The sequence below is a fragment of the Azospirillum thiophilum genome (assembly GCF_001305595.1).
GTDB lineage: Bacteria > Pseudomonadota > Alphaproteobacteria > Azospirillales > Azospirillaceae > Azospirillum > Azospirillum thiophilum.
Genome location: NZ_CP012402.1, coordinates 455,001 through 478,715, shown reverse-complemented (window position 1 = coordinate 478,715; position 23,715 = coordinate 455,001). Strand labels below are relative to the sequence as shown.

The 23,715-nt window shown below is 65.7% G+C and carries 18 protein-coding genes, 1 tRNA gene, 2 rRNA genes and 2 pseudogenes (1 of these 23 cut by a window edge); 8 read left to right on the top strand and 15 right to left on the bottom strand.

What is annotated here, in order from left to right; genetic code table 11:
* Positions 1-269: 269 nt before the first annotated feature.
* Positions 270-488, bottom strand: a pseudogene (locus AL072_RS15965) (transposase); the annotation flags it as partial.
* Between the two features lie 91 nt (positions 489-579).
* On the opposite strand from AL072_RS15965, the gene AL072_RS15960 reads away from it, so the two are divergent.
* Positions 580-1,011 (top strand): hypothetical protein, encoded by a 432-nt coding sequence (locus AL072_RS15960; protein ID WP_052710137.1) that lies wholly within the window; start codon positions 580-582, stop codon positions 1,009-1,011.
* Between the two features lie 141 nt (positions 1,012-1,152).
* Here the strand turns inward: AL072_RS15960 and AL072_RS15955 are convergent.
* A protein-coding gene (locus AL072_RS15955) for an IS3 family transposase (protein ID WP_425388601.1) occupies positions 1,153-2,312 on the bottom strand; the annotation gives its coding sequence in 2 pieces (ribosomal slippage) (positions 1,153-2,033 and positions 2,033-2,312; 1,161 coding nt in all).
* Between the two features lie 228 nt (positions 2,313-2,540).
* On the opposite strand from AL072_RS15955, the gene AL072_RS33510 reads away from it, so the two are divergent.
* Positions 2,541-3,350: a DUF3800 domain-containing protein gene (locus tag AL072_RS33510; RefSeq protein ID WP_082109054.1), complete on the top strand. Its 810-nt coding sequence runs from the start codon at positions 2,541-2,543 to the stop codon at positions 3,348-3,350.
* 118 nt (positions 3,351-3,468) lie between these two features.
* Here AL072_RS33510 and AL072_RS15945 read toward each other — a convergent pair whose 3' ends face one another.
* Complete coding sequence (locus AL072_RS15945; protein WP_045583217.1) at positions 3,469-3,699, bottom strand: DUF6471 domain-containing protein; 231 nt, start codon at positions 3,697-3,699, stop codon at positions 3,469-3,471.
* Positions 3,700-3,810: 111 nt separating this feature from the next.
* Between AL072_RS15945 and AL072_RS15940 the strand changes: the two genes are divergently transcribed.
* Positions 3,811-4,785: an IS1595 family transposase gene (locus tag AL072_RS15940; RefSeq protein ID WP_045583218.1), complete on the top strand. Its 975-nt coding sequence runs from the start codon at positions 3,811-3,813 to the stop codon at positions 4,783-4,785.
* Between the two features lie 20 nt (positions 4,786-4,805).
* Here AL072_RS15940 and AL072_RS33505 read toward each other — a convergent pair whose 3' ends face one another.
* Together AL072_RS33505 and AL072_RS15935 are read right to left on the bottom strand one after the other, a co-directional pair.
* Positions 4,806-5,717: a P63C domain-containing protein gene (locus tag AL072_RS33505; protein ID WP_158511070.1), complete on the bottom strand. Its 912-nt coding sequence runs from the start codon at positions 5,715-5,717 to the stop codon at positions 4,806-4,808.
* A 324-nt stretch (positions 5,718-6,041) separates the two neighbouring features.
* Positions 6,042-7,031, bottom strand: a pseudogene (locus AL072_RS15935) (IS256 family transposase); the annotation flags it as partial.
* Between the two features lie 179 nt (positions 7,032-7,210).
* Between AL072_RS15935 and AL072_RS34350 the strand changes: the two are divergent.
* Positions 7,211-7,771: a hypothetical protein gene (locus AL072_RS34350; RefSeq protein ID WP_144428257.1), complete on the top strand. Its 561-nt coding sequence runs from the start codon at positions 7,211-7,213 to the stop codon at positions 7,769-7,771.
* Between the two features lie 297 nt (positions 7,772-8,068).
* On the opposite strand, the gene AL072_RS15930 is transcribed toward AL072_RS34350, so the two are convergent.
* The 7 genes from AL072_RS15930 to AL072_RS15900 form a co-directional block, all read right to left on the bottom strand.
* Positions 8,069-8,998, bottom strand: coding sequence for a DUF2493 domain-containing protein (locus tag AL072_RS15930; RefSeq protein ID WP_045583219.1), 930 nt, complete (start codon positions 8,996-8,998; stop codon positions 8,069-8,071).
* A gap of 299 nt (positions 8,999-9,297) precedes the next feature.
* Positions 9,298-10,323, bottom strand: coding sequence for a DUF7146 domain-containing protein (locus AL072_RS15925; RefSeq protein WP_045583220.1), 1,026 nt, complete (start codon positions 10,321-10,323; stop codon positions 9,298-9,300).
* 12 nt (positions 10,324-10,335) lie between these two features.
* On the bottom strand, positions 10,336-14,709 hold the full coding sequence (locus tag AL072_RS15920; RefSeq protein WP_045583221.1) for a strawberry notch family protein: 4,374 nt from the start codon (positions 14,707-14,709) through the stop codon (positions 10,336-10,338).
* Positions 14,710-14,802: 93 nt separating this feature from the next.
* Positions 14,803-15,033, bottom strand: coding sequence for a DUF6117 family protein (locus AL072_RS15915; RefSeq protein WP_045583222.1), 231 nt, complete (start codon positions 15,031-15,033; stop codon positions 14,803-14,805).
* Positions 15,034-15,103: 70 nt separating this feature from the next.
* Positions 15,104-15,493 (bottom strand): hypothetical protein, encoded by a 390-nt coding sequence (locus AL072_RS15910; protein WP_144428256.1) that lies wholly within the window; start codon positions 15,491-15,493, stop codon positions 15,104-15,106.
* Positions 15,490-17,643, bottom strand: coding sequence for a ParB/RepB/Spo0J family partition protein (locus AL072_RS15905; protein WP_425388603.1), 2,154 nt, complete (start codon positions 17,641-17,643; stop codon positions 15,490-15,492). Before AL072_RS15905 ends, AL072_RS15910 begins: the two co-directional genes overlap by 4 nt.
* A gap of 121 nt (positions 17,644-17,764) precedes the next feature.
* On the bottom strand, positions 17,765-18,709 hold the full coding sequence (locus AL072_RS15900; protein WP_045583223.1) for an ArdC family protein: 945 nt from the start codon (positions 18,707-18,709) through the stop codon (positions 17,765-17,767).
* Positions 18,710-18,913: 204 nt separating this feature from the next.
* On the opposite strand from AL072_RS15900, the gene AL072_RS15895 reads away from it, so the two are divergent.
* The 4 genes from AL072_RS15895 (at position 18,914) to AL072_RS15880 (ending at position 21,813) form a co-directional block, all read left to right on the top strand.
* Positions 18,914-19,198, top strand: coding sequence for a type II toxin-antitoxin system TacA family antitoxin (locus tag AL072_RS15895; protein ID WP_082109056.1), 285 nt, complete (start codon positions 18,914-18,916; stop codon positions 19,196-19,198).
* A 4-nt stretch (positions 19,199-19,202) separates the two neighbouring features.
* Entirely contained in the window at positions 19,203-19,712 is a 510-nt protein-coding gene (locus tag AL072_RS15890; protein WP_045583225.1) for a GNAT family N-acetyltransferase, read from the top strand.
* Positions 19,713-19,941: 229 nt separating this feature from the next.
* Complete coding sequence (locus AL072_RS15885) at positions 19,942-20,133, top strand: hypothetical protein (RefSeq protein ID WP_045583226.1); 192 nt, start codon at positions 19,942-19,944, stop codon at positions 20,131-20,133.
* A 12-nt stretch (positions 20,134-20,145) separates the two neighbouring features.
* Positions 20,146-21,813, top strand: coding sequence for a recombinase family protein (locus AL072_RS15880; protein ID WP_082109087.1), 1,668 nt, complete (start codon positions 20,146-20,148; stop codon positions 21,811-21,813).
* On the opposite strand, the gene AL072_RS15875 is transcribed toward AL072_RS15880, so the two are convergent.
* The 3 genes from AL072_RS15875 to AL072_RS15865 all read right to left on the bottom strand — a co-directional run.
* A tRNA-Met gene (locus AL072_RS15875) sits at positions 21,770-21,846 on the bottom strand. The genes AL072_RS15880 and AL072_RS15875 overlap by 44 nt on opposite strands.
* Before the next feature lie 78 nt (positions 21,847-21,924).
* Positions 21,925-22,040: ribosomal RNA gene (rrf, locus tag AL072_RS15870) — 5S ribosomal RNA — on the bottom strand.
* A gap of 186 nt (positions 22,041-22,226) precedes the next feature.
* A 23S ribosomal RNA gene (locus AL072_RS15865) occupies positions 22,227-23,715 on the bottom strand (it continues 1,274 nt past the right edge of the window).

The following is a 23,715-nucleotide window of genomic DNA, read 5'->3' as shown; positions in this document are numbered from 1 at the left end:
CCGGTCGACGTAGAGCACTACCGGCCAAAGGGACAGGTCGAAGGCGAACCTGCGCATCCAGGCTATTGGTGGCTGGCGGCTGAGTGGACCAACCTTCTCCCAAGCTGCCTGGACTGCAATCGTCGGCGGAAGCAGCTCGCGCCCACCATCTCGGCGGACCTAACGGTGCTTTACCAAGCGATGAAGACTGGCAAACAGGGATCATGCCCCGAGGAGTGGTGTAGGATCTGGGTCGCTCATCAGGTTCTCCGGCCGGTCTGGCCGGATGGTCAGGCGGCCACAGCGGGCAGGCTGACGATGGGATCATCGCCGAGCGGGGCGATGGTTTCCAGCGTCATGTAGCGTGCCCGCTGAACGGCCCATTCATCGTTTTGCTCCAAGAGGATGGCGCCGATGAGCCTCGTAATCGCTTCCTCGTTGGGAAATATGCCGACAACCTCGGTGCGCCGCTTGATCTCGCCGTTGAGACGTTCAATCGGGTTTGTCGCGGTATTCGGTAGCAAACACACCCACGGCCCGCTTTCTGGCAAGCCGTTGATTTAGCTACACTATAGCCCATTCCATTCCAATGAGGAAGCCATGGGCGACACCTACCTGATCTCCGGCTTGACCGCCAAGCGCGCCGAAGTCTCCGGCATCATCGCTGACCTTGAAAAGCGCATCGCCCAGCACCGGGCCGATCTGGTCCACATCGACGCCGTGCTGCGCCTATGCGCCCCGGATGTTGTCCCCGAAGAGATCGCACCCAAGGCCGTCAGAAAGCGGAACGACTGGTTCAAGCCGGGCGAACTGGCCCGCATGGTGCTGGACGTTCTCCGCATCGCACCAGCCCCCATGACCGTCCGAGACATCGCCGTCGAGGTGATGCAGCGCCGGGGGCTGGACACCACCGACGCGCGCACCGGGAAGCTGGTCACGAAGCTGGTTCACAACGCCGTCACCCGGCAAGCCAGCGATCTGGTGGAGCGGGTGGAAGACGGGAAGGTCACGGCATGGAAGATAACGGGTTAGCAAAAACATACTCAAGTATGCATCCTTGAATTTAATGTGGATTAGACATAAACGCGCCAAAGCTGTAAGTGAGCTGGCCCCCACGGGCTGGACGGCGGAATAGCGTTCGTTGGCTCTGACCGATGGTCGGTTGGTTGTTTTCTATGCGGCGACGGCCGCGGGTGCCGGGGCGAGCCCCGGCACCCGCGGCGCGGAAAAAATTTCGTCGGGGGTTTGGTACCCGAGCGCCTGATGGGGGCGCAACCGGTTGTAGCTGTCGATCCAGCGGCCGATGCCCTGACGGGCTTCGGTGCCCGTGGCGTAGGCGCGCAGATAGACGTCCTCGTATTTCAGGCTGCGCCACAGGCGCTCGATGAAGATGTTGTCCATGCAGCGCCCCTTGCCGTCCATGCTGATGCGGATCCCGGCGGCCTCCAGCACGCCGGTAAAGGCGGAACCGGTGAACTGGGCGCCCTGATCGGTGTTGAAGATGTCCGGCGTCCCGAACCGGGTGATCGCCTCCTCCAGCGCCGCGACGCAGAAATCGGCGTGCATGGTGTTGGACAGCCGCCACGCCAGCACCTTACGGCTGTGCCAGTCCATCACCGCCACCAGGTACAAAAAGCCCTTGGGCATCGGGATGTAGGTGATGTCGGCCGTCCACACCTGGTTGGGCCGGTCGATGACGAGATGGCGCAGCAAATACGGCCACACCCGGTGCTCGGGAGCCGGCTTGCTGGTGTTCGGCTTTTGCCAGATCGCCGCCAGCCCCATCTCCCGCATCAGGCGGCGGACCCGCTTGCGGTTGATGCTCTGCCCCTGGCGCCGCAGCCACGCCGTCATCTTGCGCGAGCCGTAATAGGGCGTCTCCAGGAACTGCCGGTCGATCAGCGCCTTGATGGCCAGATCCTCGCTGTTGTCGTTGACCGGCTTGTAATACAAGGTGGAGCGGCTTAGCCCCAACAGCCCGCATTGCCGCGTCACCGACAGCGTCTGGTGCGTCGGGTCGATCATCGTCTTCTTCTCCGCCCGGCTCAACGACCGAGCTTGCGCGACAAAAAATCGTTTTCGACCTTCAACTGACCGATTTGCTTGTACAACTCGTCGGTCACCGCTTCCGTCGCCTTCTCGGCCCGGCCGCCGCCCTTCTCAAAAACGCCGCATGCGCCGTCCACAAGCTGGCGCTTCCATTCGTTCACCAACGTCTGGTGAATCCCGTACTTGGCGGAAATCTCCGCAACCGTCGTTTCCCCTTGCAGCGCTTCCAGCGCCACCTTCGCCTTGAACGCCGCTCCATGATTGCGGCGCGTGCCCTTGCTCATCTCGTCCGGTCCTTCTCGCGTCGGCGACATCAGAACCAGAGCCAACGGACTTGTCCAGGATACGGGGACCAGCTCAAAGCTCCCGCCTATGCTCTTAGCTCGTCGGCCCATCGCCTGCATTCCAGACAACCTTCCCTGCTGGTCCGCACTCCGAGGGAGTGGATAGAGAAGGACGACCTTCTCGACAGACGTCCATTCTGCATCCATCCCTTTGTGGGCCTTTAAGCCATGACGTACCGCATGTATGTTGATGAGGTTGGTAACAGCAAAATCATTGATGCGTCTAAGCCAGGGAGCCAATCCCCTGAGAACCGTTATCTAAGCCTAACAGGAGTAATTACAAAAAAATGCGACATTAGGCCCAAGATGCATTCAGGGGTCAGTCGCATAAAAACCAAATATTTCCATGATGATCCTGATGATCATGTCATCCTGCATCGGCGTGAGATATCACGCCAGAGCGGTCACTATGAGCCTCTTAAAGATGCGGACACTAGGCTTCGCTTCCACAGTGACGTGAGAACTCTAATAAGCTGGCTACCAATCACCGTCATTACGGCTGTGATGGACAAATTTGATAAAGCTGGCGCTTATCCTGAGTGGAGCGACGACCCATACCATGTTACATTCACAAATATTGTGGAGCGTTTTTTCCTTTTCCTACAGGGTGAACGCACCACAGGTGATATTGTAATCGAAGCGCGTAATGGCGATGAAAACTCGCGCTTGAGCGGCCTTTACGCTAAGTACAGAATTAATGGGCTTCACTATATCTCAGCAAGCGACGTTCGAAAACGCTTCCCCTCGGAACGCCTTATGATCAAAGATAAAAAGTGCAACATAGCTGGACTTCAAATTGCTGATCTCGTAGCAAACCCAAGCCACATATACTGCCTTTCACAATTCGCTGAACGCAAAAAAATTGGATTTTATGAGAAACAGATTATAGATGTACTTGTCGAGTCCAAGTACCGTCGCAGCAATGACGGCGACGTGCTAGGCTTCGGAGTAAAGTGGATCCCAGACCCCAAAAGCTAAGCGGCCCCATAGGGGCCGCCCAAGCTCACAGCTTGTAATGTCCGGCTTCAACGCCAGACCCCAAGAGTGTAGGAGAGTAAGGAGCTTATGTCAAGAGAATGCTACCTTTAGCATAGCCTCACAGATCCTCTACCCTCACAGCCGGACACCCAATCGCCTTCATGCTGGCGAGGAAGAACCACGTCGGAAAGGCGCCCCGGTTGATTTTCATGGCAACCGACCCCTCCGACTCATCCATGCCCATCTCGGACAGGCGGCGGGCCAGTTCCTCATAGGTCACGTCCCGGCGCTTCAGTTCGGCCTTGAAGAACCGCTTGGAGCGGCCCGCCCATTCATCCTTGGAGTCCATCGCAATCCTCAACGAATACGTTCTTGAGATAACGTATCCGTTGTTTTCTGCATTGACAAGGGGCGCTATAGAAGATAACGTATTCGTTATTAAAACCACGGATACGATGCCATGCCGCAGCACTTCCTCATGTCCGCCACCGCACGCACGGTCAGCCTGAAGCAGGTTGCGCGCATGACGGACGGGGAAGCCCGCGCGCTGTTCCGCCAAATCCGTTGGCCCGACACCAAGGGCGCCGCCGTGTGCCCCTACTGCGATTGCCCGAAGTGCTACGAGTACACCACCCGGATCGTGTTCAAGTGCAAGGCGTGCCGCCGCCAGTTCTCCGAAACGTCCGGCACCCTGTTCGCCTCGCGCAAGCTGCCGATCCGGGATTACCTGATCGCCATCATCATCTTCGTCAACGCGGTCAAGGGCATCTCCGCTCTCCAGCTTGGCCGCGATCTCGACGTGCAGTACAAGACGGCCTACGTGCTGGCCCACAAGCTCCGGGAAGCCATGGCGGCGGAAGTCCGCGGCGTTGTGCTGGGTGGCGACGGCGCCGACGTGGAAGTTGACGGCTGCTATGTCGGTGGCCATGTCCGCCCCGAGAACCGCAAGGAAGACCGGAAGGACCGTCGCCTTGCCGAGAACCAGACGGGCAAGCGTCAGGTGGTTGTCGTAGCCCGTGAGCGCGACGGGCGGACCCTGACCCAGGTGTTCGGCTCGGAAGACGAAAGCGTCTCCTTCATCAAGGCCCGCGTTGATCGCGCCTCGACCGTCCATGCCGATGAAGCCGCCGGTTGGAACTCCCTCCATGCCCGCTTCAACATGAAGCGCATCAACCACCAGGAAGCCTACAGCGCGGATGACGCCTGCACCAACCAAGCGGAGAGCTACTTCGCCCGCCTGCGCCGCGCTCAGTGGGGACAGTATCACCGGATCGGCGGTAAGTACCTGAACCGCTACGCCGCCGAAATGGCGTGGCGGGAAGACCAGCGCCGGACCAGCAACGGGGAGCAGTTCCGCACCGTGGGCTTCCGTGCCGCCGCGCTGCCGCCGTCTGTGGATTGGTGTGGCTACTGGCAGCGCGGCCGGGCGGCCTGATCCATGAGGCCCCGCGGGAACTACTCAATATCGCCTAGATCAAAATCTGGCTGCTTGCCGAAGTTACGTTCAAACAATCGCCAAAAGAATTCCTTCTTTCCTGGCGGCGTCGCTCGCAGCAAAGTCATTACCGCAATAAGTTGTGATTTGAAGTGCTCACGACCGTGCGAAACAGTTAGATGAGAGTGGTGCTTGCGCTTCCTTCTTCCATTTGAACCTGTTGGATTTAGTTCGTCAAGTTTTGGCAGTACTGGAGCGGGCATTTGTTCGTAAATGACCTTGCGGATAAAAGTCCCGGCGTACCGCGGCGTCCTGTTGTCTTCCGTGTATCGCCACCCGTAAGCGCGGCACAGAAGCTGTGTGAACTCTGGCGGGATTTCCTGCACCCATGTCCTATGTTCCGGCAGAACATACGCCTCAAGTATGGCTTGCAGTTCGTTCTGGGAGCGCCGCTCTTGATATCGCGTTTGCTCATCAATGAGAGCTATCAGGCCAATGTACGTTAGGCCAGCGGTTAATCTCTTGATCTCTTCAACGACATGAAACTGGTTGGGCCTTAGCGCCTTCGCTGCCGCCGCGCGCTGCCAGATGTCGCAGATCTCAAGGAATGCCCTGGCCGTGATCCCGTGTGCCGAGCGTCCACCCTGCCTCGGCACGTACTCGATATAGTTCAGCACCACCGATAAATCGTTTGGAAAGAATGGCTTAAGTGCCGCTGGACGCAGAATATGGGGGAGTGCAGCACCGCCATCCGCGTCCGGCCCAGCCTTGAAGTAACCAGTCCGTGAGCGCTTGAGAGCGCGCCCAATTCCCCGCTGGGACAGGACGCGCGTCCCGTCTTCCAGCACGGCGCACTCTATCTCTGCGTCGGCAAGTTTGATCGTTCCGTCAGCAACGGCCTTCGGGAGCGGGCTAGGAATACGAGTATCCACGGCTGTACCTTTCGCTCTAGCTTTTTCGCAAGCGCGAACTGCCTTGACGCCAGCGTACCCCCAGAGCACTCTCAGACTTGCTTAGCTGCCGGGTCGCCGCAATCCGCAACGGCGCCAACTTCAGAAAGAGGCCGGGGTCCGCACCCCGGCCTTTTCTCTTTCGTGGCAGACACCATCCAATATTGTGGATTACGCGCGAATGGAGAGTCAAGCGGGCGTTCCGCTTCGTTCTCTATCCATCCCTTTGGCGTTCACATCCATGCATAGCATACTATTGTATGTGCATTTGGTATCAGCCGTGGGTGTGTTTGCTACCGAATACCGGTTTGTCGAGTGGAGCTTGGCCCGATGCTCCCTGGGAAAGGTCATGTAGGCCAGGACGTCTTCTTCCGCCTCGTCCATCAGGGTGGCCAGCTTCGGCAGCTTGGCCCGGACCTGATCGGCCACTTGCCGCCACTGCGTGCGAGCAGATGCCGCATCGTCCTGGGCGAAGGCCGTGGCGATGAAGGCCGCCACGACACGGCGTCCGCTCTTGCCGGCGTGGGCGAGCGCTGTCCTGGAGAAATGGACCCGGCACCTTTGCCACGTCGCCTGGAAGACCCGGGTGACGGCGGCCTTGATGCCGCCATGGGCGTCGGAGATCACCAGCTTGACGCCGCTCAGACCACGGCGCTTGAGCTTGCGTAGGAACTCGATCCAGAAGGTTTCCGCCTCGGACGGGCCGATGTCCATGCCCAGCACCTCGCGCCGGCCGTCGGTGTTGACCGCCACCGCGATGGTCACGGCGACCGAAACGATGCGTCCGTTCTGGCGCACCTTCACGTAGGTGGCATCCAGCCACAGGTAGGGCCAGTCGCCCTCGATGGGACGGCCGAGAAAGGTCTTAACCCGCTCGTCGATCTCGGCGCACAACCGACTGACCTGGCTCTTGGAGATGCCAGACATTCCCATGGCCTGGACCAGATCGTCCACCGAGCGCGTCGAGATGCCCTGGATGTAGGCCTCCTGGATCACCGCCGTCAGCGCCTTCTCAGCCATCCGCCGCGGCTCCAGAAAGCCGGGGAAGTAGGAGCCCTTGCGCAGTTTGGGAATGCGCAGCTCGACGGTGCCGGCTCGGGTTTCCCAGTCGCGATCGCGATAGCCGTTGCGCTGAACCAGTCGCTCGGCCGACCGTTCGCCATGACCGGCGCCGGTCAGGCCCTGCACCTCCAACTCCATCAGCCGCTCGGCAGCAAAGCCGATCATCTCGCGCAGAACATCGGCATCCGCGCCCTTCTCAAGCATCGCGCGAAGCGCCATCATCTCGTCGGTCATCGTGGTCACCCTTCGGTCGGGTTGAGGTGTGGTGACCAGACTCTATCGAAGAACCGCGATGACCGCCCCGCTATGGATAACCGGCCCGCCTACGCCAGCCATCGGAGGGCGCTACGGCGGGCCGGTTCCCCACAGCTCCTACACCACCCCGTGGGGCACGACCCAAACAGAGTTTCCCAGTGCTCGGTGTACGCGCGACGCAGGAACCCGAAGACCTCGCTGCCGAGCGGGCACTGCTCTTGGATCCTACACGCGATGATCCTGATGAACACCTTGCCTTCTGGCTGGATGGCGACCGCGCTGCAGGGGTAATCTACCCGGCGCCAACAGTTGGCGCGGCGGCAGGACCTCTGATTCTGCCACGAACGGTCGAGGATGCTGCTGCTATCGCCGGCCACGCCGCCGCTGCCGGGGTAAGCGTGCGCGGAGCCGTATCAATTCAGGTGTACGGCCTGAACCGCCTTCGCCTCGTTCAGGAGCGCGCACGGCTGCTGCAGCAACTCCGCTTTCTCGAAAGCGTGTTTCTGGACATCAGTGAGGTGTCGCGCGACCTCGCGGCGGTGAATATTACGGTTGAACGCAAAGAACTCGCTGATGCCACAGATCGTCTCGACCGGCTCCAGCGCCGCATACTAGATCAGATGCAGTCGCTTGCCGCGCCCACTGCACCCCATTCAGCGGTCGCCAGAGCCTACCTGCGGGACTTCCGCAACCGCATTGCATCATTGCCTTCACCCTGATCCCCCGGGATCACTTCGCTACTGGACGAGCGCGTGGGGTATAGCATTGAGCGGACGTCGCGCGGGCTAGCGGAATTGGCAGCAGCGCCCGACACGAAAGTCCGGTTGCCAAGGAATGTCAGTGCAACCTCAAACACCCGAACCATGCACGGAGCTGAGGTTACTGAGCGCGACTTTCCGGTTGTCGGCGAGGTTCAAAGTCCGCTCCTGGCGCAAAGCCGCCGATCCAGTTGCCCACGGTAACGGATTTGCGGAAAGCCGGCGATCCGCCGATGCGGATCGCCGGACTGGCGGTGTTCAGGCGCCACCGTCGCCGAAGCGCCACACCGGAATGCCGAGGCGCCGGGCCTTATCGGCAAGGTTGGCGGCGATGCCCGAGCCGGGAAAGGCGACGATGCCGATGGGCAGCGCCTCTAGCAGGCGGTCGTTGCGCTTGAAGGGAGCGGTCTTGGCGTGGCGCGTCCAATCGGGCCGGAACAGCACCTGCGTTACCTTGCGGTGCTCAGCCCAGCAGGCGGCGATGCGTTCGGCGCCCTTCGGGCTGCCACCGTGCAGCAGCACCATGTCGGGGTGCTTGCCGCGTACCTTGTCGAGCACCGCCCAGATACGGTGGTGGTCGTTGCACTCCACCCCGCCGGTGAAGGCGATGCGGGGGCCGGCCGGCAGCAGCGGCTCGGTCTCAGCCCTCCGCCTAGCGGCGAGGAAATCGCGGCTGTCGATCAGCGACGCCGTCAGGGTGCGGTGGCTGACCAGCGAGCCGGCGCGCGGTCGCCAGCCGGAACCGGTGTGGACCTCGAACAAGTCGGCGGCGTGGTCGCGGAAGGTCTCCATAGCGGTGCGGCGCTCGATCAGCGTCAGCCCCTCGGCCAGCAGCCGCTCCAATTCGACGGAACGGACCTCCGAGCCGTCCTGTTCGCGCTGGCTGCGCTTCTGGGCGTCCTCGTTGTCATCGAGCTCGCGCTGCACCCGGTCGGCGGCGCGATGAAACAGGTTGACGGTGGACCACAGCAGGTCGGCCAGGTCGGGTTCGAGGCGGGTGTCGATCAGGGTGGAGACCAGAGCGTCGAAGACGTCGGCCAGAGCGGCGCGGATGGCGGTCTCGTCGGGCAGCGGCCGGGGGTCGGGATCGTCCTCGAAGGGTCGGTGGCCGTAGAGCTGGAGTTCGGTCAGGGCGTGGTCGGTGGGGGAGGAGGCGTGGCGGAGCCCGGCGTCGGTATCGGTGACCATGGTGGTTGCCCTTCGGCTGGAGAATCGGCCGCGCCCACCGCGGCCTTCGTGGCGATCCCCCAGCGGCGGGCGGGGCGGGTCCGCACCCTCCTGGGCCGCAGCGCCAGCGGAGGACGGCGGGGGGCGGCTTTCTTGTCCCGCGAGGAGGCCGGCTGGGCCGGCCGGGGAAGAAAGTTGCTCCCCGCCGTTGCGGAGCCGGCCCGGCTGCCGCCCGATCGCCCGCTGGAAGGCCATGGCCGCGGCCTCCTGCCAGCCGGACCGGCATCCGCCCGTTCCGACCGGCGCCCATCCGCCGCGGCTCAGGCTCCCCATGACCGATCATGGCCGGCCGAGAAGCGCGCTACATCCTCCGGGGCGAGCTGAGCCCGCAGGTGCGCTCGCAGCTCCACCTGTCCGAACGCCAGCAGGTCGTCGTTGAGGTCGCCCAGCACCGGTGCCAGGACCAGCGCCTCGATGCCGAGGGCCTCGGCCCGGATCCCCAAGCGCTCCACCGCCCGGCGTCCGGCAGCGTCGTTGTCGCGGGCGACGTAGAGGCGGCGAAGCGTCGGCGGCAGGCGCAGGGCGGCGAGGTGGCCGGCCGACAGCGCGGCGACCATGGGCAGGGCCGGCAGGGCGGTGCGCAGCGCCAGCATGGTCTCGACGCCCTCCCCCGCCGCCAGGACGTCGCGGGCCACGCCGAAGCGGACGCCGTTGCCGAGCAGGTGGCCCAGCGCCCGGCGCGGCGAGGGCATCGCCGCCTTGCCGCCGCCGGACGGGGCGAGCCAGGTGCGCTGCACGCCGGTGAGGCCGCCGTCGAGACCGGTGACCGCAGCGATCAGCGCCGGCCCTTCGGCAAGCCGGTCATCGGCGTCGCGGAACCAGCAGCGCGGCTGGAAGCGCAGGGAACCGCATTTACGGACATCCGAATTGCCGCGGTTGCGCAGATACGCTTCTGCCAGCGTGCCGGCGAGCGGCCGGGAGCGGGCGAACAGGCGGCGGGCGGCTTCCGGCGATCCGATGGGGGCTGGAGGCTGCCACCGCAGCTCCGGCGGCGCCCGCGGTGAACCGAGGAAGACACGGGCCTCGTCGAGCACGTCGGCCAGCCGGCCGAGACCGCGGTTAAGCCCGATGAGGTCGAGCAGGTCGCCGTGCTCGCTGGTGGCAGCGTCGGCCCATCGGCCCGCGGCAGTCCCGTGCAGCCGAACGTAGAGACTCTCCCCTGGGGTGCCGTGAATGTCACCGACCCGCCAGTAACGCCCCTCCTGCCGCCCGTGCGGCAGGTAGTGGCGGCACACCGCCTCGGCCTCCCGCGCGAGGCGCTGCGCCATCTCCGATGCAACGGACATGGCGCCGGCCCGTCACGGCCCCGTCCGGTCGACAACACGGAGCAGCGGGTGGCGGGCCAGCAGGGCGGCGAACACCGCCGGTCCGCGCTCGCCCACTGGCACGAACAGGCGCAGCGTCCAGGCGATGATCTCGGACATCAGCCCCAGCGCCTTCAGCCGCTCCACCATCCCCTCGCTGAAGCCGGACAGCTCGATCCGATGGGTGCCCATCACCGTGACCCGGCGCAGCCGCAACCCGTCGGCCAGATGCAGCACCGCCCGCCCCTCCAGCACCAGGGTCCAGGCTCGCTCCGCCGATGGCATCGGCACTGCACTCTCGCCGGCACCGAAATTGCGTTCCACCTCGGCCAGGGCGTCCGGCGCCACCACCCGGCCGATGATCCGTTCGCCGTCGTCGGTCTGCAACCGCACCACCCGCAGGTTCATGTCCGGCAGATGCCGCCACACCGGCAGCAGCAGCCCGGTCACCAGATGCAGGGTGCTGGTGGCGAACTCCGGCACCGCCGCGGCCTCCATCTCCCAGGCGGCGGCGAAGGCCTCCGGCTCGGCCGGGCGCCAGTGGCTCTGCGCCAGTTCGGCCACCGTCACCGTTAGACGTTCCAGCGGGCGGAGCAGCCGCACCCGGCGCTCCACCGTGCCGTCGTCCAGCATCAGCCCGGCGGCGGGCACCGCCACCGCCGCCCGGCCCGAGCGGGCGTTGACCAGCAGCCGCGCCTGCGGCCCGGCCCCTTTCTCCAGCGCTTCCTCCAGACCCATCGGCCGGTTGCGGTCGCGCCGGGCGAGCGTGAACAGCCGGGTCTCCGCCCCCGTCGCCGGGTGGGTGTAGAGGGTGCGCCGGTTCGTCACCGTGAAGCTGTGGGCCACCAGCGTCTCGACGCCGCGGTCGTAGGTGCCCGAGGCGATGGCGCCTTCGATCTTCGCGGCGAGGAGCTGCTCGAACACGGTGAACAGCGTGTTCTGCAAGCCGATGGTCAGCGCCAGCAGCCGGTTGAGGAAGGTGGTGATCGGCGGCAGCTCCTCACGCAGGCCGCCGTCGCGGTCACACAGCGCCAAGCCGGTCGCCGCCTCGAAGTCCCCCAGCGAACAGCCTTCGACCTTGCCGGCGTGCAGCAGCCCGTAGAGCTGGCGCAGGGCGGCACGGGCGTAGACGGATTCCAGATTGTCGTCGGCGCGGAACAGGCCCTGACCGCCGGTCTGGCGCTGGCCGCGGGTGATGGCGCCCAGCGTGTCGAGCCGGCGGGCGATGGTGGAGAGGAAGCGCTTCTCCGCCAGCACGTCGGTGGCGACCAGGCGGAACAGCGGCGGCTGCGCCTGGTTGGTGCGGTTGGAACGGCCCAGTCCCTGAATGGCGGCGTCGGCCTTCCACCCCGCCTCCAGCAGGTAGTGCAACCGCAGCCGTTGGTTCTTCGCCCCGAGATCGGCGTGGTAGCTGCGGCCGGTGCCGCCGGCGTCGGAGAAGACCAGGATGCGCTTCTCGTCGTCGAGGAAGGCCTGGGTTTCGGCGAGGTTGGCCGAGCCGGGGCGGCTCTCCACCGCCAGCCGCTCGTCCCCGCCACGATCGGTCTTGCGCACGATGCGCCGCGAGCGGCCGGTGACCTCGGCGACCATCTCGGCGCCGAAACGCTGGACGATCTGATCGAGCGCCCCCGGCACCGGCTCCAGGGCGGCCAGCCGCTCGATCATGCGGGCGCGCCGCTCCACCGCCTCGCGGCACAGCACCGGCTGGCCGTCCCGCCACACCGGCCGCGACGACAGGGTGCCGTCACCGTCGGTGAAGGGTTCGTGCAGCTGGGTCGGGAAGGAGTGGGCAAGGTACTCGAGGACGAGCTCGCGCGGTGTAACGTCGATCGTCAGGGCGCCCCACTCCTCGGTAGGGATATCGGACAGGCGGCGTTCCATCAGGGCCTCGCCGGTGGAGACGAGCTGCACCACCACGGCGTGGCCCGCGGCAAGGTCACGTTCGATGGACTTGAGCACGGTCGGCGTTTTCATCGCCGAGATCAGATGGTTGAAAAACCTTTGCTTGGCGCCCTCGAAGGCGGAGCGGGCGGCGGCCTTGGCGGCGCGGTTCAGGGTGCCGCCGGCCCCGGTGACGTTGGCGGCTTCCAGCGCTGCGGTCAGGTTGGTATGGATGACCTGGAAAGCAGCGGCATAGGCGTCGTAGATGGCGATCTGTCCCGGCGTCAGCCGGTGCTCGACCATCTCATAGCGGACCCCTTCGAAGGACAGCGAGCGGGCGGCGTAGAGGCCGAGGGCCTTGAGGTCGCGGGCCAGCACCTCCATGGCGGCGACGCCGCCGGCCTCGATGGCCTGGACGAACTCGGCGCGGGTGGCGAAGGGGAAGTCCGCCCCACCCCACAGGCCGAGGCGCTGGGCGTAGGCGAGGTTTTGGACCGTGGTGGCGCCGGTGGCCGAAACGTACAGCACGCGGGCGTCCGGCAGGGCGTGCTGGAGGCGCAGCCCGGCACGCCCCTGCTGGGACGCAACAACGGCGCTGCCCTCACGACCGAAGCCGGCAGTGCCACCGGCATTGCGCAACGCGTGAGACTCGTCGAAGACAATCACGCCGTCGAAGTCACGGCCGAGCCAGTCGACGATCTGCTGGACACGAGACACCGCCCCCTCGCCGCCGTCGCCGCGCAGGGTGGCGTAGGTGGTGAAGAGGATGCCGCGCTCCAGGGCAATCGGCACGCCGGGGCGGAAGCGGGATAGCGGGGTGACCAGCAGGGGCTCCTGGCCAAGGGCCGACCAGTCGCGCCGGGCATCCTCGATCAGAGTGTCGGACTTGCTGATCCACAGCGCCCGCTGGCGGCCCTTGAGCCAGTTGTCGAGGAGGATGCCGGCGACCTGCCGGCCCTTGCCGGCGCCGGTGCCGTCGCCGAGGAACCAGCCGCGGCGGAAGCGCACCGCGTCCTCGGCATCATCCGGCGCCGCCGAGACGACGTCGAAGCTGTCGTCCACCGTCCAGCTGCCAGCGAGATGACCGGCGTGCGCCTCGCCGGCGAGGATGACGCTTTCCAGCTGGGCGTCGGAGAGGACGCCTCCGGTCACCAGGGCAGCGGGCAGGTGCGGGCGATAGCGGGGCTTGGGCGGGGCGACCGCGGCCATGGCGGCGGACTGCACCAGCGGCGTCGGGTGCGGCCGGACGCCGGGGATGGCGATGGATTGCAGTGCGTAGGGCTCGTAGAGCGCGGCGGTGAGGCGGCCTCCGGCCTCCGGCGCCCAGTCGCGCGGCTCGTATTCCAACTCGGCGACCGCCGGGCCCGATGCTGGCGTGCACACCATCGGCACAGCCGCCGCCCGGCGTACGGGCCTGGCCACTGTGGGACGGGCCAGCACCGGCAACGGTGCCGTTGCCGACGCGGAAACGGAAGCGCGCGGCGGCACGCCGTGCCGGACCCAATCCAGCAACGTGGCGGCATCGGGGGCTGTGCTCAACGAGGCCGGGAAGACCGCCGGGTTCTCGGCCGGGACGCGGTCGATGACGGTGAGCCGGGTGTCCACGGTTGTGCCGTGGCGGGCGTAGACCTTCCCGTCGATGGCGGCGGAGAACACGATGCGGCCCCGCTCCTGCAGGCGGGTGAAGGCGTCCCGCCAGACCGGATGGTCCGGAGACAACCCAGCGCCGGTGATGGCAACCAAGCGGCCACCTTCGGCCAGTCGGGCCAACGCCGAGGTGATGTGCCGCAGCGCGGTGTCCGCCACCCGGCCCTCCACCGCGGCCAAGGACGAGAAGGGCGGGTTCATCAGCACCACCGTCGGCCGGACCGCAGGATCGAGGTGGTCGTGGATGTTGGCCGCATCGAAGCGGCCCACCGGCACACCGGGAAACAGCCTTTCCAGCAGGCCAGTGCGGGTGTCCGCCAACTCGTTGAGGGCGAGACCCGCCCCCGCCTGTTCGGCAAAGACGGCGAGCAGGCCGGTGCCGGCGGAGGGCTCCAGCACGCAGTCGGCCGGGGTGAGCGCGGCGGCGGCGGCCACCACGCTGGCCAGCGGCAGCGGGGTGGAGAACTGCTGCCGGGCCTGGCTCTCCTCGGAGCGGCGGGTCTGGCTGGGCAGCAGCGCCGCCAGCCGCTCCAGCATGACCAGGAACGCCGCCGGGCTGGCGGAGCGCGCCTGCATGGCCGGACCGAAGCGGCGCAGGAACAGCACCTGCGCCGCCTCGCCGGCGTCGTAGGCCAGCTTCCAGCTCCAGACGCCTTCGGCGTCGGAGCCGCCGAAGGCTGCGATCATCGCGGCGCGCAGCGTGCCGGCGTCGATGGCCCAGCCGTGTTCAAGACTGGGCAGCAGCCGCTCCGCGGCGGCGAGCAGGGCCGCCGCGGTGTCCACCGGGGACGAAGAACAGGGGATAGCGGCATCGGTTCGGAGATCGGCGGTCAGGGTCATGACAGAAGGTTCCGGGAGAGCGGGGAGACCAGCGGCCGGCGGACGCTCTCTCGATCCGCTCCGGCTCACTCGGGCCCCCGCCCCCCTCGCCCTCTAGCCGCCGCCGGGATCGAACGGCGGGTGGTAAAGCTCATAGGGGTTCCCGTCCGCCAGATGCCCGAAGGGGGCGAGCACCACCTCGCCACCGCGTTGCGCGACAGCGCACAGAATGAAGCGGGTCTCGCCAGTGCAAGCGTCGGTGCCCTGCACCAGCGCCAGGTCGCCGGCCGCCGCAGCGCGCAGCAGCGTCGCGAAATTCGCCTTCACGAAATCGGGGATCGGCATGGTGATTCTCCCAAAAGACAGGAGCCCGGCGCGGCGACCGAGGCTCAACAAGGAAGGTGAGGGGCACGGATCAGGTGGAGGAGCCGAGGCGGCGCTCCGCCGCGCGGATGGCGGCCAGCGCCGCCCGAAACCGCGCGGCACCGTGTTCTTCGCCGAGGTCGATACTCAAAGCCACGGCCCGGCAGGCGGCGTGGATGTCGGCGTCGCCGACCATCTCCGGCGCCAGCCGGGTCAGCGTGTCGTCGGCATCGATCACGGAGCGGATTTCCTCCCGAACCTCCTCCTCGGCTAGGTGCAGCAGGACGTGTTCCCGCTGCGTCCCCTGATCCGGAAAGGCCACTTCACCGTGGGCCCGCATTACGACGAAGGCGGCCTCGGCTGTGATCATGAGGACCGGGACGCCGTGGGCGAGAGCGGCGGCCGGCAGACGCAGAACCATGGTGACGAAGGGCTCGGTCATGACGAACCTCCAGAAACGAGGACGGAGGCGGAGCGGCCGGAGCCGCTCCGCAGCTTCCGGGTCACGCGGCGACCGCCTCGGTGCGGTCCGCATCGTCTCCAGCATCCGGAACCTCCCCGCTGCCGGTCAGGAAGGCCGGCAGGGAGACATCGCCGCCCTCCACCTCGCCCTCGGCGCCAGCATCGCCGCCGGCCACTGGCTCCAACGGCCGGCGCAGCGTCTCGGGCAGCCAGCCGCTGCCGGCCAGCAGCCGTTCGGCCTCCTTGGCCATTGTCCGGCTTGCGCAAGTGGTCGATCAGCTGCGCCGCCTCCGGACCGCAGGCCTCGCGTACCGCCTCCAAGATGCGCGCCTTCGGCACCCGGCCAAGGTAGCTGTCCACCGTCGCCGTCCAGCCGGCCGCCGTCATGTCGAGGCCGACCGCCCCGGCTAGCAGGTCGGCGTGGGCGGCGCGCTGCGGCGCGCGATTCCACGGCTCGTGCACGGCGTTGACGCCGAAGGAGACGCAATGGGCGAACAGGGCCGCCCGGCTGTCGCCGTCGAACCCCACCAGCGTCTCCCACAGCGCCTCGGGCTCGCTCGGCAACTGGGTGCTCCAGCAGCGCTGGCGGGCGTTGATCGCCCGGGCCGCGGCACTGACGGCGAGGTCGGGTGGCTGCACCCCGAAGCCGGCGCTCTTGAGTTCCAGCTCCAGGCAGGAAGCACCGGGACGCTGGGTGAAGGTGCGCAGGCACAGCGCGTGCAACGCCGCCAGGAAGGCGGTGTCGGGGTCGTTGGCCAACGCGTCGCGCAGCGCCAGGGTGCGGTGCACGCTCAGCTCGATCAGCAGCCGCTCGGGCAGCGGCCGCAGCCCCTCGTCGTCCTCAGAGGTCGTACCGCCGGCAATGGCAGCCGGCTGGGCGGCCACCGCCCCACCCCCGCCGTTAGTCGGGTCGGCGGACGTCTCCTCGCCGCCGGCCGGAGCCACCGGCTCGACCGGCGCCTCGTCCTCCGGGCGCACGTAGCCGCGATCGACCTGGAGCCCGCCCTCGACGTCGACGCTGACGAACACCCCGGCTCGTGCCACCTCGGCGGTCTCGAAGACCAGCGGCCGTTCCTCCAGCCTCCGCAGTTCCAGGTCGATCTCGGCGAGGCGCCGCGCCACCCGATCCAGCTCCTCCGCTTCCGCCGGCTCGCTCGCCTCCAGCCGCTCGTACTCGGCGTGCAGCGCGTCGTAGGTCGCCTGCTCGGCTTCGGTCAACGGCACCGGCTCGCCGGCCAGACGACGCAGACCCCGGCTGTGCCCGTAGGGGAAGGCCAGAGTCACCTCCACCCACTTCCAGCCCTCCGCCTGCACCGTGGCGGCTTCCATCTCCAGCTTCTCCGCCACAAGTCGGTCGAGCAGCGCCGGATCCTGCAGCCAGCCGCCGTCATCGTGCTGGAATAGGTCGCGCATCACCGCCCCGCCGGCCGCCTCGTAGGCCTCGACGCTGACGAACAGCGCCCGCTTGTCGGATGCCCGCACCGCCCCCTCAGTCAGCAGCCGGCGGATCTGGTAGGGCTCGCGGCTGTAGGCGCGCGACAGCGCCTCCCACACCTGCTCTTGCCTGGCCCGGTCGTCGGTGACGGTGAAGGCCATCAGCTGCTCCAGCGTCATGCGGTCTTCGGCGTAGGCGTCGAGCAGCGCCGGGGCGACGGCGGCGAGCTTGAGGCGCTGCTTCACCACCGTCGGCGTGACGAAGAAGCGGGCGGCGATCTCCTCCTCGCCGAGCCCCGCCTCGCGCAGGGTCTGGAAAGCGCGGAACTGGTCGAGCGGGTGCAGCGGCTCGCGCTGCAGGTTCTCCGCCAGGGAGTCTTCCTCGGCGAGCCCACCACTGTGCACCACGCAGGGCACCGGCTGGGTCTTGCCCATGCGCTTCTGCTTGACCAGCAGCTCAAGCGCCCGGAAGCGTCGGCCGCCGACCGGCACCTCATAGACTCCAGTCTCGTTGCCCTCGGCGTCGAACACCGGCCGGACGGTGAGCCCCTGCAGCAGGGTGCGCCGGGCAATGTCCTCGGCGAGCTGCTCGATCGACACGCCGGCCTTGAGCTTACGGACGTTGGCCTGGGACAGCACCAGCTTGTTGAAGGGAATGTCGCGCGAGGCGCTGAGGACGATCTTGGGCGTGGCCATGGGGGTGATCTCCACGACGGGCGGCCGGGAGCCTCTCTCCCGACCTCCTCACCCGTCATCCCGATCCCCACCCTCCTCGTCCTCTCGTCCGGGCATGGCGTCGCGGACAGGCGCCGGCCCTTCACACCGCCTGGCGATCGTCAATAGCCGTGGCATCTTCCGGCAGGCAGGCCAGCAAATGGTCAGCTGCCCTGCTGGCTTGGCTGGCGGCCCGGACGATGGCGTGATCGTCCTCGCGCAACACCTCCAGCCAGGCGCCGATATAGTCCGCATGCCGGACGGTCGGCACGATGCCGAGTGCCGCGCAGAGAAAGGCCGAGGCGATCTCCGCCACCAGCTCCTCGAAGGCATATTTGCGGGAGCCGAAGGCACCGGACAGGTCGCGGCCCAATCGGCGGGGATGGCCGGTGCTGTGCCCCAGCTCGTGCAGCGCGGTGCGGTGCCAGTTCACCGGCTCGAAAAAGGCCTGGGGAGGCGGCACCTGAACGTAATCGTGCTGGAGATTGTAGAAGGCCCCGGTTCCGCCAATACGGACATCGACCCCGCTGGCGCGGATCAGCGCTTCGGCCCGCGGCAGGATCAGTCCTGCCGCAATCGGCGGCGGCACCGAGGCGATGTCCTCCGGCAGGCCCTCACACTGGTCGGTGTTGAAGACGGTGAAGCGTTTCAGGAAATGGATCGCTTGGGCCTCGTCGCCCGCCTCTTGGGCGCGGCGGCGCTCGCGGTCGGGAATGAAGCGGTCGGCATAGACCACGGTGGTGCCACGCTCGCCCCGGCGAACGTTACCGCCCATAGACAGGGCCTGGCGATAGGTCAGCCAGCCCTGGCCTGAGAAGCCGCCGGCGAAGACGGCGCCCCACAGGATCAGCACATTGACGCCGCTGTAGGTACGGCCCGAGGTCACATTGCGCGGCAAGCCGAGGGAAGGTGCGGCCTCCGAGTTACCCCAGGGCTGGACCCAGGGCAGCCGCCCGGCCTCCAACTCCGCAATGATCCGTTCGGTAATCTCTGTATAGAGGCTGGCGCGCCCGGCAGCGGGCTGGGCGTCTCGCAGGGCATGAGGCATGGCGGGTCTCCGCGACGGGCCGGCCGGAAGCCTCTCCTCCAGGCCTTCAAACCCGTCGCGAACCCCACTCCGTCCTCTGGCTTTCCCTGGTCAGGGAGGCTTCCATTCGTGAACTTGAGCGCGACCATGAACCAAAACAGATCAACCTTTTCTTGCACTGTACGGCGATATACCGTACGGTGCTTTGAACTGGAGGATCCGCTCATGCCCACAGCATCTCCCGACCATGGGGGACCGCGAGAACTCAAGAAGGAACGGTTGGAGTTACGCGTCACTCCATCCGCCAAGGAGTTGATCCAGCAGGCCATGGCTGTCAGCGGATTGACGGCGGGCGACCTCGCCTATGAAGGCGCCCGCCGGGTGCTCGACGATCACCAGCGCCTGTTGCTGGCCGGTGCCGATCGCGACGCCTTCCTGCAGGCTATCGAGAATCCCCCCGAAGCCAGCGACCGGCTGGTCGCCGCCCTGCACGGTCGCCAGCGGGGCTGAACCCATGGGCCCCGTCATCGAACCCCTCTCCCCACGTCACGACCGCAGGACCTTTGCCTGCGGGAAGGCCGATCTCGACCACTGGTTCCGCCAGCGAGCTGACCGCGATGCGCACAAGGGGACGCGGGTGTTCGTCGCAGTTGACGACACGCTCGGCGTGGTCGGCGTCTACAGTCTGAACTTCATCACCTTGGCTTTGGAAAACCTGCCGCAGACGCAGGCGCACCTCCTGCCATGGCCCGGATCGGCACCGGCCGCGCTGATCGGATCGCTGGCGCGGGATCTGCGCGTGCATGGTCAGGGCATTGGTGCCAGACTGCTGGTGGATGCGATCCACCGTGTTCTGGGAGCGGCCAAGACCCTTCCCTTGATCGCCGTCATCGCGGAGGTCAACGATGCGCACGCCGCTGCCTTCTACGACTCCTTCGGCTTCCGGCCTTTCCCGCGCATCCCCGAGCGCGCCTTTCTGCTCACCGCCTCGGTCATGACGGCTCTCAACGGACAGAAACCATGATCTCTCCGCAGCCCGATCACACTCTCGTTGGACAAGCTGCGAAATGCATAAGTTTCTGCGCTATGCCAACATGCGCGCCTCTGCACCAGTGCACGCCAAGCCATCCGGATATGCGCCAAGACTTCTGCCATCACATTGATCTAGAACGATATTTTTCTCCCCCAGCCAAACCGCAACAGGCATCCTGGCCCGTGGACGGTTCGAGCCGTCGGGATATGGGGAGGCCGCTGTGGCGAAGCCCAAGGGGAAGACAGCCGACACGCTGCGCCTGGTCGCCGAGGCGGCCGACGACGCCCCGGCCACCGGCGCAAAGCCCGATCCGCGTCTCGTCGATCTGGTCCGCCTGCTCGCCCGGCAGGCCGCCCGGGAGTTCGCCCGCAGCATCGAGGAGGGCCGAGCCGACCACCGTCCTCCCACATGAGGAGGCCGCCCGATGAAGGTTGCCCTCTACGCCCGCTACTCATCCGACAACCAGCGCGACGCCTCCATCGAAGATCAGCTACGCCTGTGCCGGAGTTACGCCGAGCGGCAGGGCTGGCGCATCGTCGACAGCTATTCCGACCGGGCCATCTCCGGCTCCTCACTTTTACGCCCCGGCGTTCAGGATCTGATCGCCGACGGGCTGAAGCGGCGGTTCGACGTTATCCTGACCGAATCCCTCGACCGCCTGTCGCGCGACCAGGAGGACATCGCCGGCTTCTACAAGCGCATGTGTTTTGCCGGCGTCGCCATCGTGACGCTGTCGGAGGGCGAGGTCAGCGAGTTGCATATCGGCCTGAAAGGAACGATGGGCGCGCTGTATCTGAAGGACCTCGCCGACAAGACACGCCGCGGGCTGCGCGGCCGGGTCGAAGAGGGGAAGTCGGGTGGCGGATTGTGCTACGGCTATGAGGTGGTCAAGCAGACGGCCGCCAACGGTGAGGCGACCCGCGGCGACCGCCGGATCAATGCCGCCGAGGCCGCGGTGGTGCGTCGCATCTTCAGTGCCTACCTCGGCGGCGCGTCCTCGCGCCGGATCGCCTGGGAGCTGAACGACGAGGGCGTGCCCGGCCCACAGGGCAGCGCGTGGGGAGCGTCGACGATCCATGGCAACCCGAAACGCGGCACCGGCATCCTGAACAACGAGCTGTATATCGGCCGGCTGATTTGGAACCGGCTGCGCTACGTGAAGGACCCTGACACCGGCAAGCGGGTGTCGCGGCTCAATCCCGAGAGCGAATGGGTCATCCAGGAGGTCCCTGAGCTGCGCATCGTCGACCAGGACCTCTGGGACGCGGTCAAGGCCCGGCAGAAGGCCTTCGCCTTGACCCCGGAGGAGACCGAGGAGGTTGATGGAAATATCCTGACCGATCGCCGCCGACCGAAGCATCTGTTTGCTGGGCTGGTGAAGTGTGGCTGCTGCGGTGGCGGCTATAGCATGATTTCGAAGGATCTGCTCGGCTGCTCGGCTGCGCGCAACAAGGGCACCTGCGGCAACTTGAGGAACATCCGGCGGGACTCTCTGGAGGCGTCGGTGCTGAACGGGCTGCGCGCCCACCTGATGGAGCCGGCGCTGTTCAAGGAGTTCTGCGAGGAATTCACCCGCGAAATGAACCGGCTGCGCATGGAGCAAAGCTCCGAGATCGCCGGCCGCCGCAAAGAGTTGGAACGGGTTCAAAGGGAACTGGATCGCGCGGTCCAAGCCATTCTCGATGGAGTGCCCGGTAGCCAGCTCAAGGATAAGATCGGAAAGCTGGAAGCACGCAAGGCGGAACTCACCGGCATGTTGGCGAGCGCGACCGAGCCCCCTCCCCTTCTGCACCCGAACATGGCCGAAGTGTACAGGCAACGGATCGCGGCTCTGCACGAGCGCCTGCAGTCCGAGGAAACCAAGGCTGAAGCGGCCAACATCCTCCGCGGTCTGGTCAACCAGATCACCCTGCAGCCGGACGGCAACGGGCTGGCGATCGTGCTGCGCGGCGATCTGGCGGCGATGCTGAGCTTCGCCGCCAACACGAAGAAGCCCGGCCTCCGTGGGGAGACCGGGCTTGTCTGCGATCGAGGATCGCAAGCATCGTTGGTTGCGGGGGCAGGATTTGAACCTGCGGCCTTCAGGTTATGAGCCTGACGAGCTACCGGGCTGCTCCACCCCGCGGATGTCTGATCGATGGACCTGGAATTCGTGAAGAGAGATTGCGGAGCGTTCTGGTTTTGCGTCTCCTGTGCCTGAGCGACCTGGCGGCGACCTACTCTCCCACGTCTTAAGACGCAGTACCATCGGCGCAGAGGCTTTTCACGGCCGAGTTCGGGATGGGATCGGGTGTTTGACACCTCGCCATGACCACCAGGTCACCGAGGCACAAGACCGACGCCCGCTGCTTTGTCCTTTGACTTATCGTCTCTGGCCCTGCAGCGTTCCGGAACGCTTCGCAATCTATCGTGCAAGTGACGAGGGTATGTATCGAACGGCCTCGCATTGGTCAAGTCCGCTGTTGAGCAGGCTTGCCGCTGCGCATGGCGCGGTTGTGTGGGGTCGAGATCAAGCCGATCGAGCGATTAGTAAGGCTTAGCTTCGAGCGTCACCGCCCGTCCACATGCCTCCTATCGACGTGATGGTCTGTCACGGCTCTCAAGGGAGCTCTTGTTTAGAGGTGGGTTTCCCGCTTAGATGCTTTCAGCGGTTATCCCGTCCATACTTAGCTACCCGGCCATGCCACTGGCGTGACAACCGGTGCACCAGAGGTATGTCCATCCCGGTCCTCTCGTACTAGGGACAGATCCTCGCAAAACTCCTACACCCACGGCAGATAGGGACCGAACTGTCTCACGACGTTCTAAACCCAGCTCACGTACCACTTTAATCGGCGAACAGCCGAACCCTTGGGACCTGCTCCAGCCCCAGGATGTGATGAGCCGACATCGAGGTGCCAAACGACTCCGTCGATATGGACTCTTGGGAGTCATCAGCCTGTTATCCCCGGCGTACCTTTTATCCGTTGAGCGATGGCCCGTCCACGTGGAGCCACCGGATCACTATGGCCGACTTTCGTCTCTGCTCGACTTGTCAGTCTTGCAGTCAGGCGGGCTTATGCCATTGCACTCGACGAGCGATTTCCGACCGCTCTGAGCCCACCATCGCGCGCCTCCGTTACACTTTGGGAGGCGACCGCCCCAGTCAAACTACCCGCCATGCAGGGTCCCGGACCCGGGTAACGGGCCGCGGTTAGATGCCAGAGATCTCAAGGGTGGTATTTCAAGGTTGGCTCCACCCGGGCTGGCGCCCAGGCTTCCAAGCCTCCCACCTATCCTACACATGAGATCCCTAGCACCACTGCAAAGCTGTAGTAAAGGTGCACGGGGTCTTTCCGTCTGACCGCGGGAACTCCGCATCTTCACGGAGAGTTCAATTTCGCTGAGTTGGTGTTGGAGACAGCGGGGAAGTCGTTACGCCATTCGTGCAGGTCGGAACTTACCCGACAAGGAATTTCGCTACCTTAGGACCGTTATAGTTACGGCCGCCGTTTACCGGGGCTTCAATTCAGAGCTTGCACCCCTCCTCTTAACCTTCCGGCACCGGGCAGGCGTCAGACCCTATACGTCGCCTTGTATGGCTTCGCAGAGCCCTGTGTTTTTAGTAAACAGTCGCTACCCCCTGGTCTGTGCCCCCCGCCATGGCTTGCGCCACAACGGGGCCCTCTTCTTCCGAAGTTACGAGGGCAATTTGCCGAGTTCCTTCAACACCATTCTCTCAAGCGCCTGGGTATACTCTACCTGTCCACCTGTGTCGGTTTGGGGTACGGTCTATACGGCGGGGCTGTTTCCTGGAACCGGTCCACAGCATGTCCAATCCGATAAGGACATACACGCTTTCCAATCCGTCACCTCCGCCAGGCCCACGACTATTAACGTGGTTCCCATCGACTACGCCTTTCGGCCTCGCCTTAGGGGCCGGCTCACCCTGCGTGGATTAACCTTGCGCAGGAACCCTTGGACTTTCGGCGAGAGTGTTTCTCACACTCTTTGT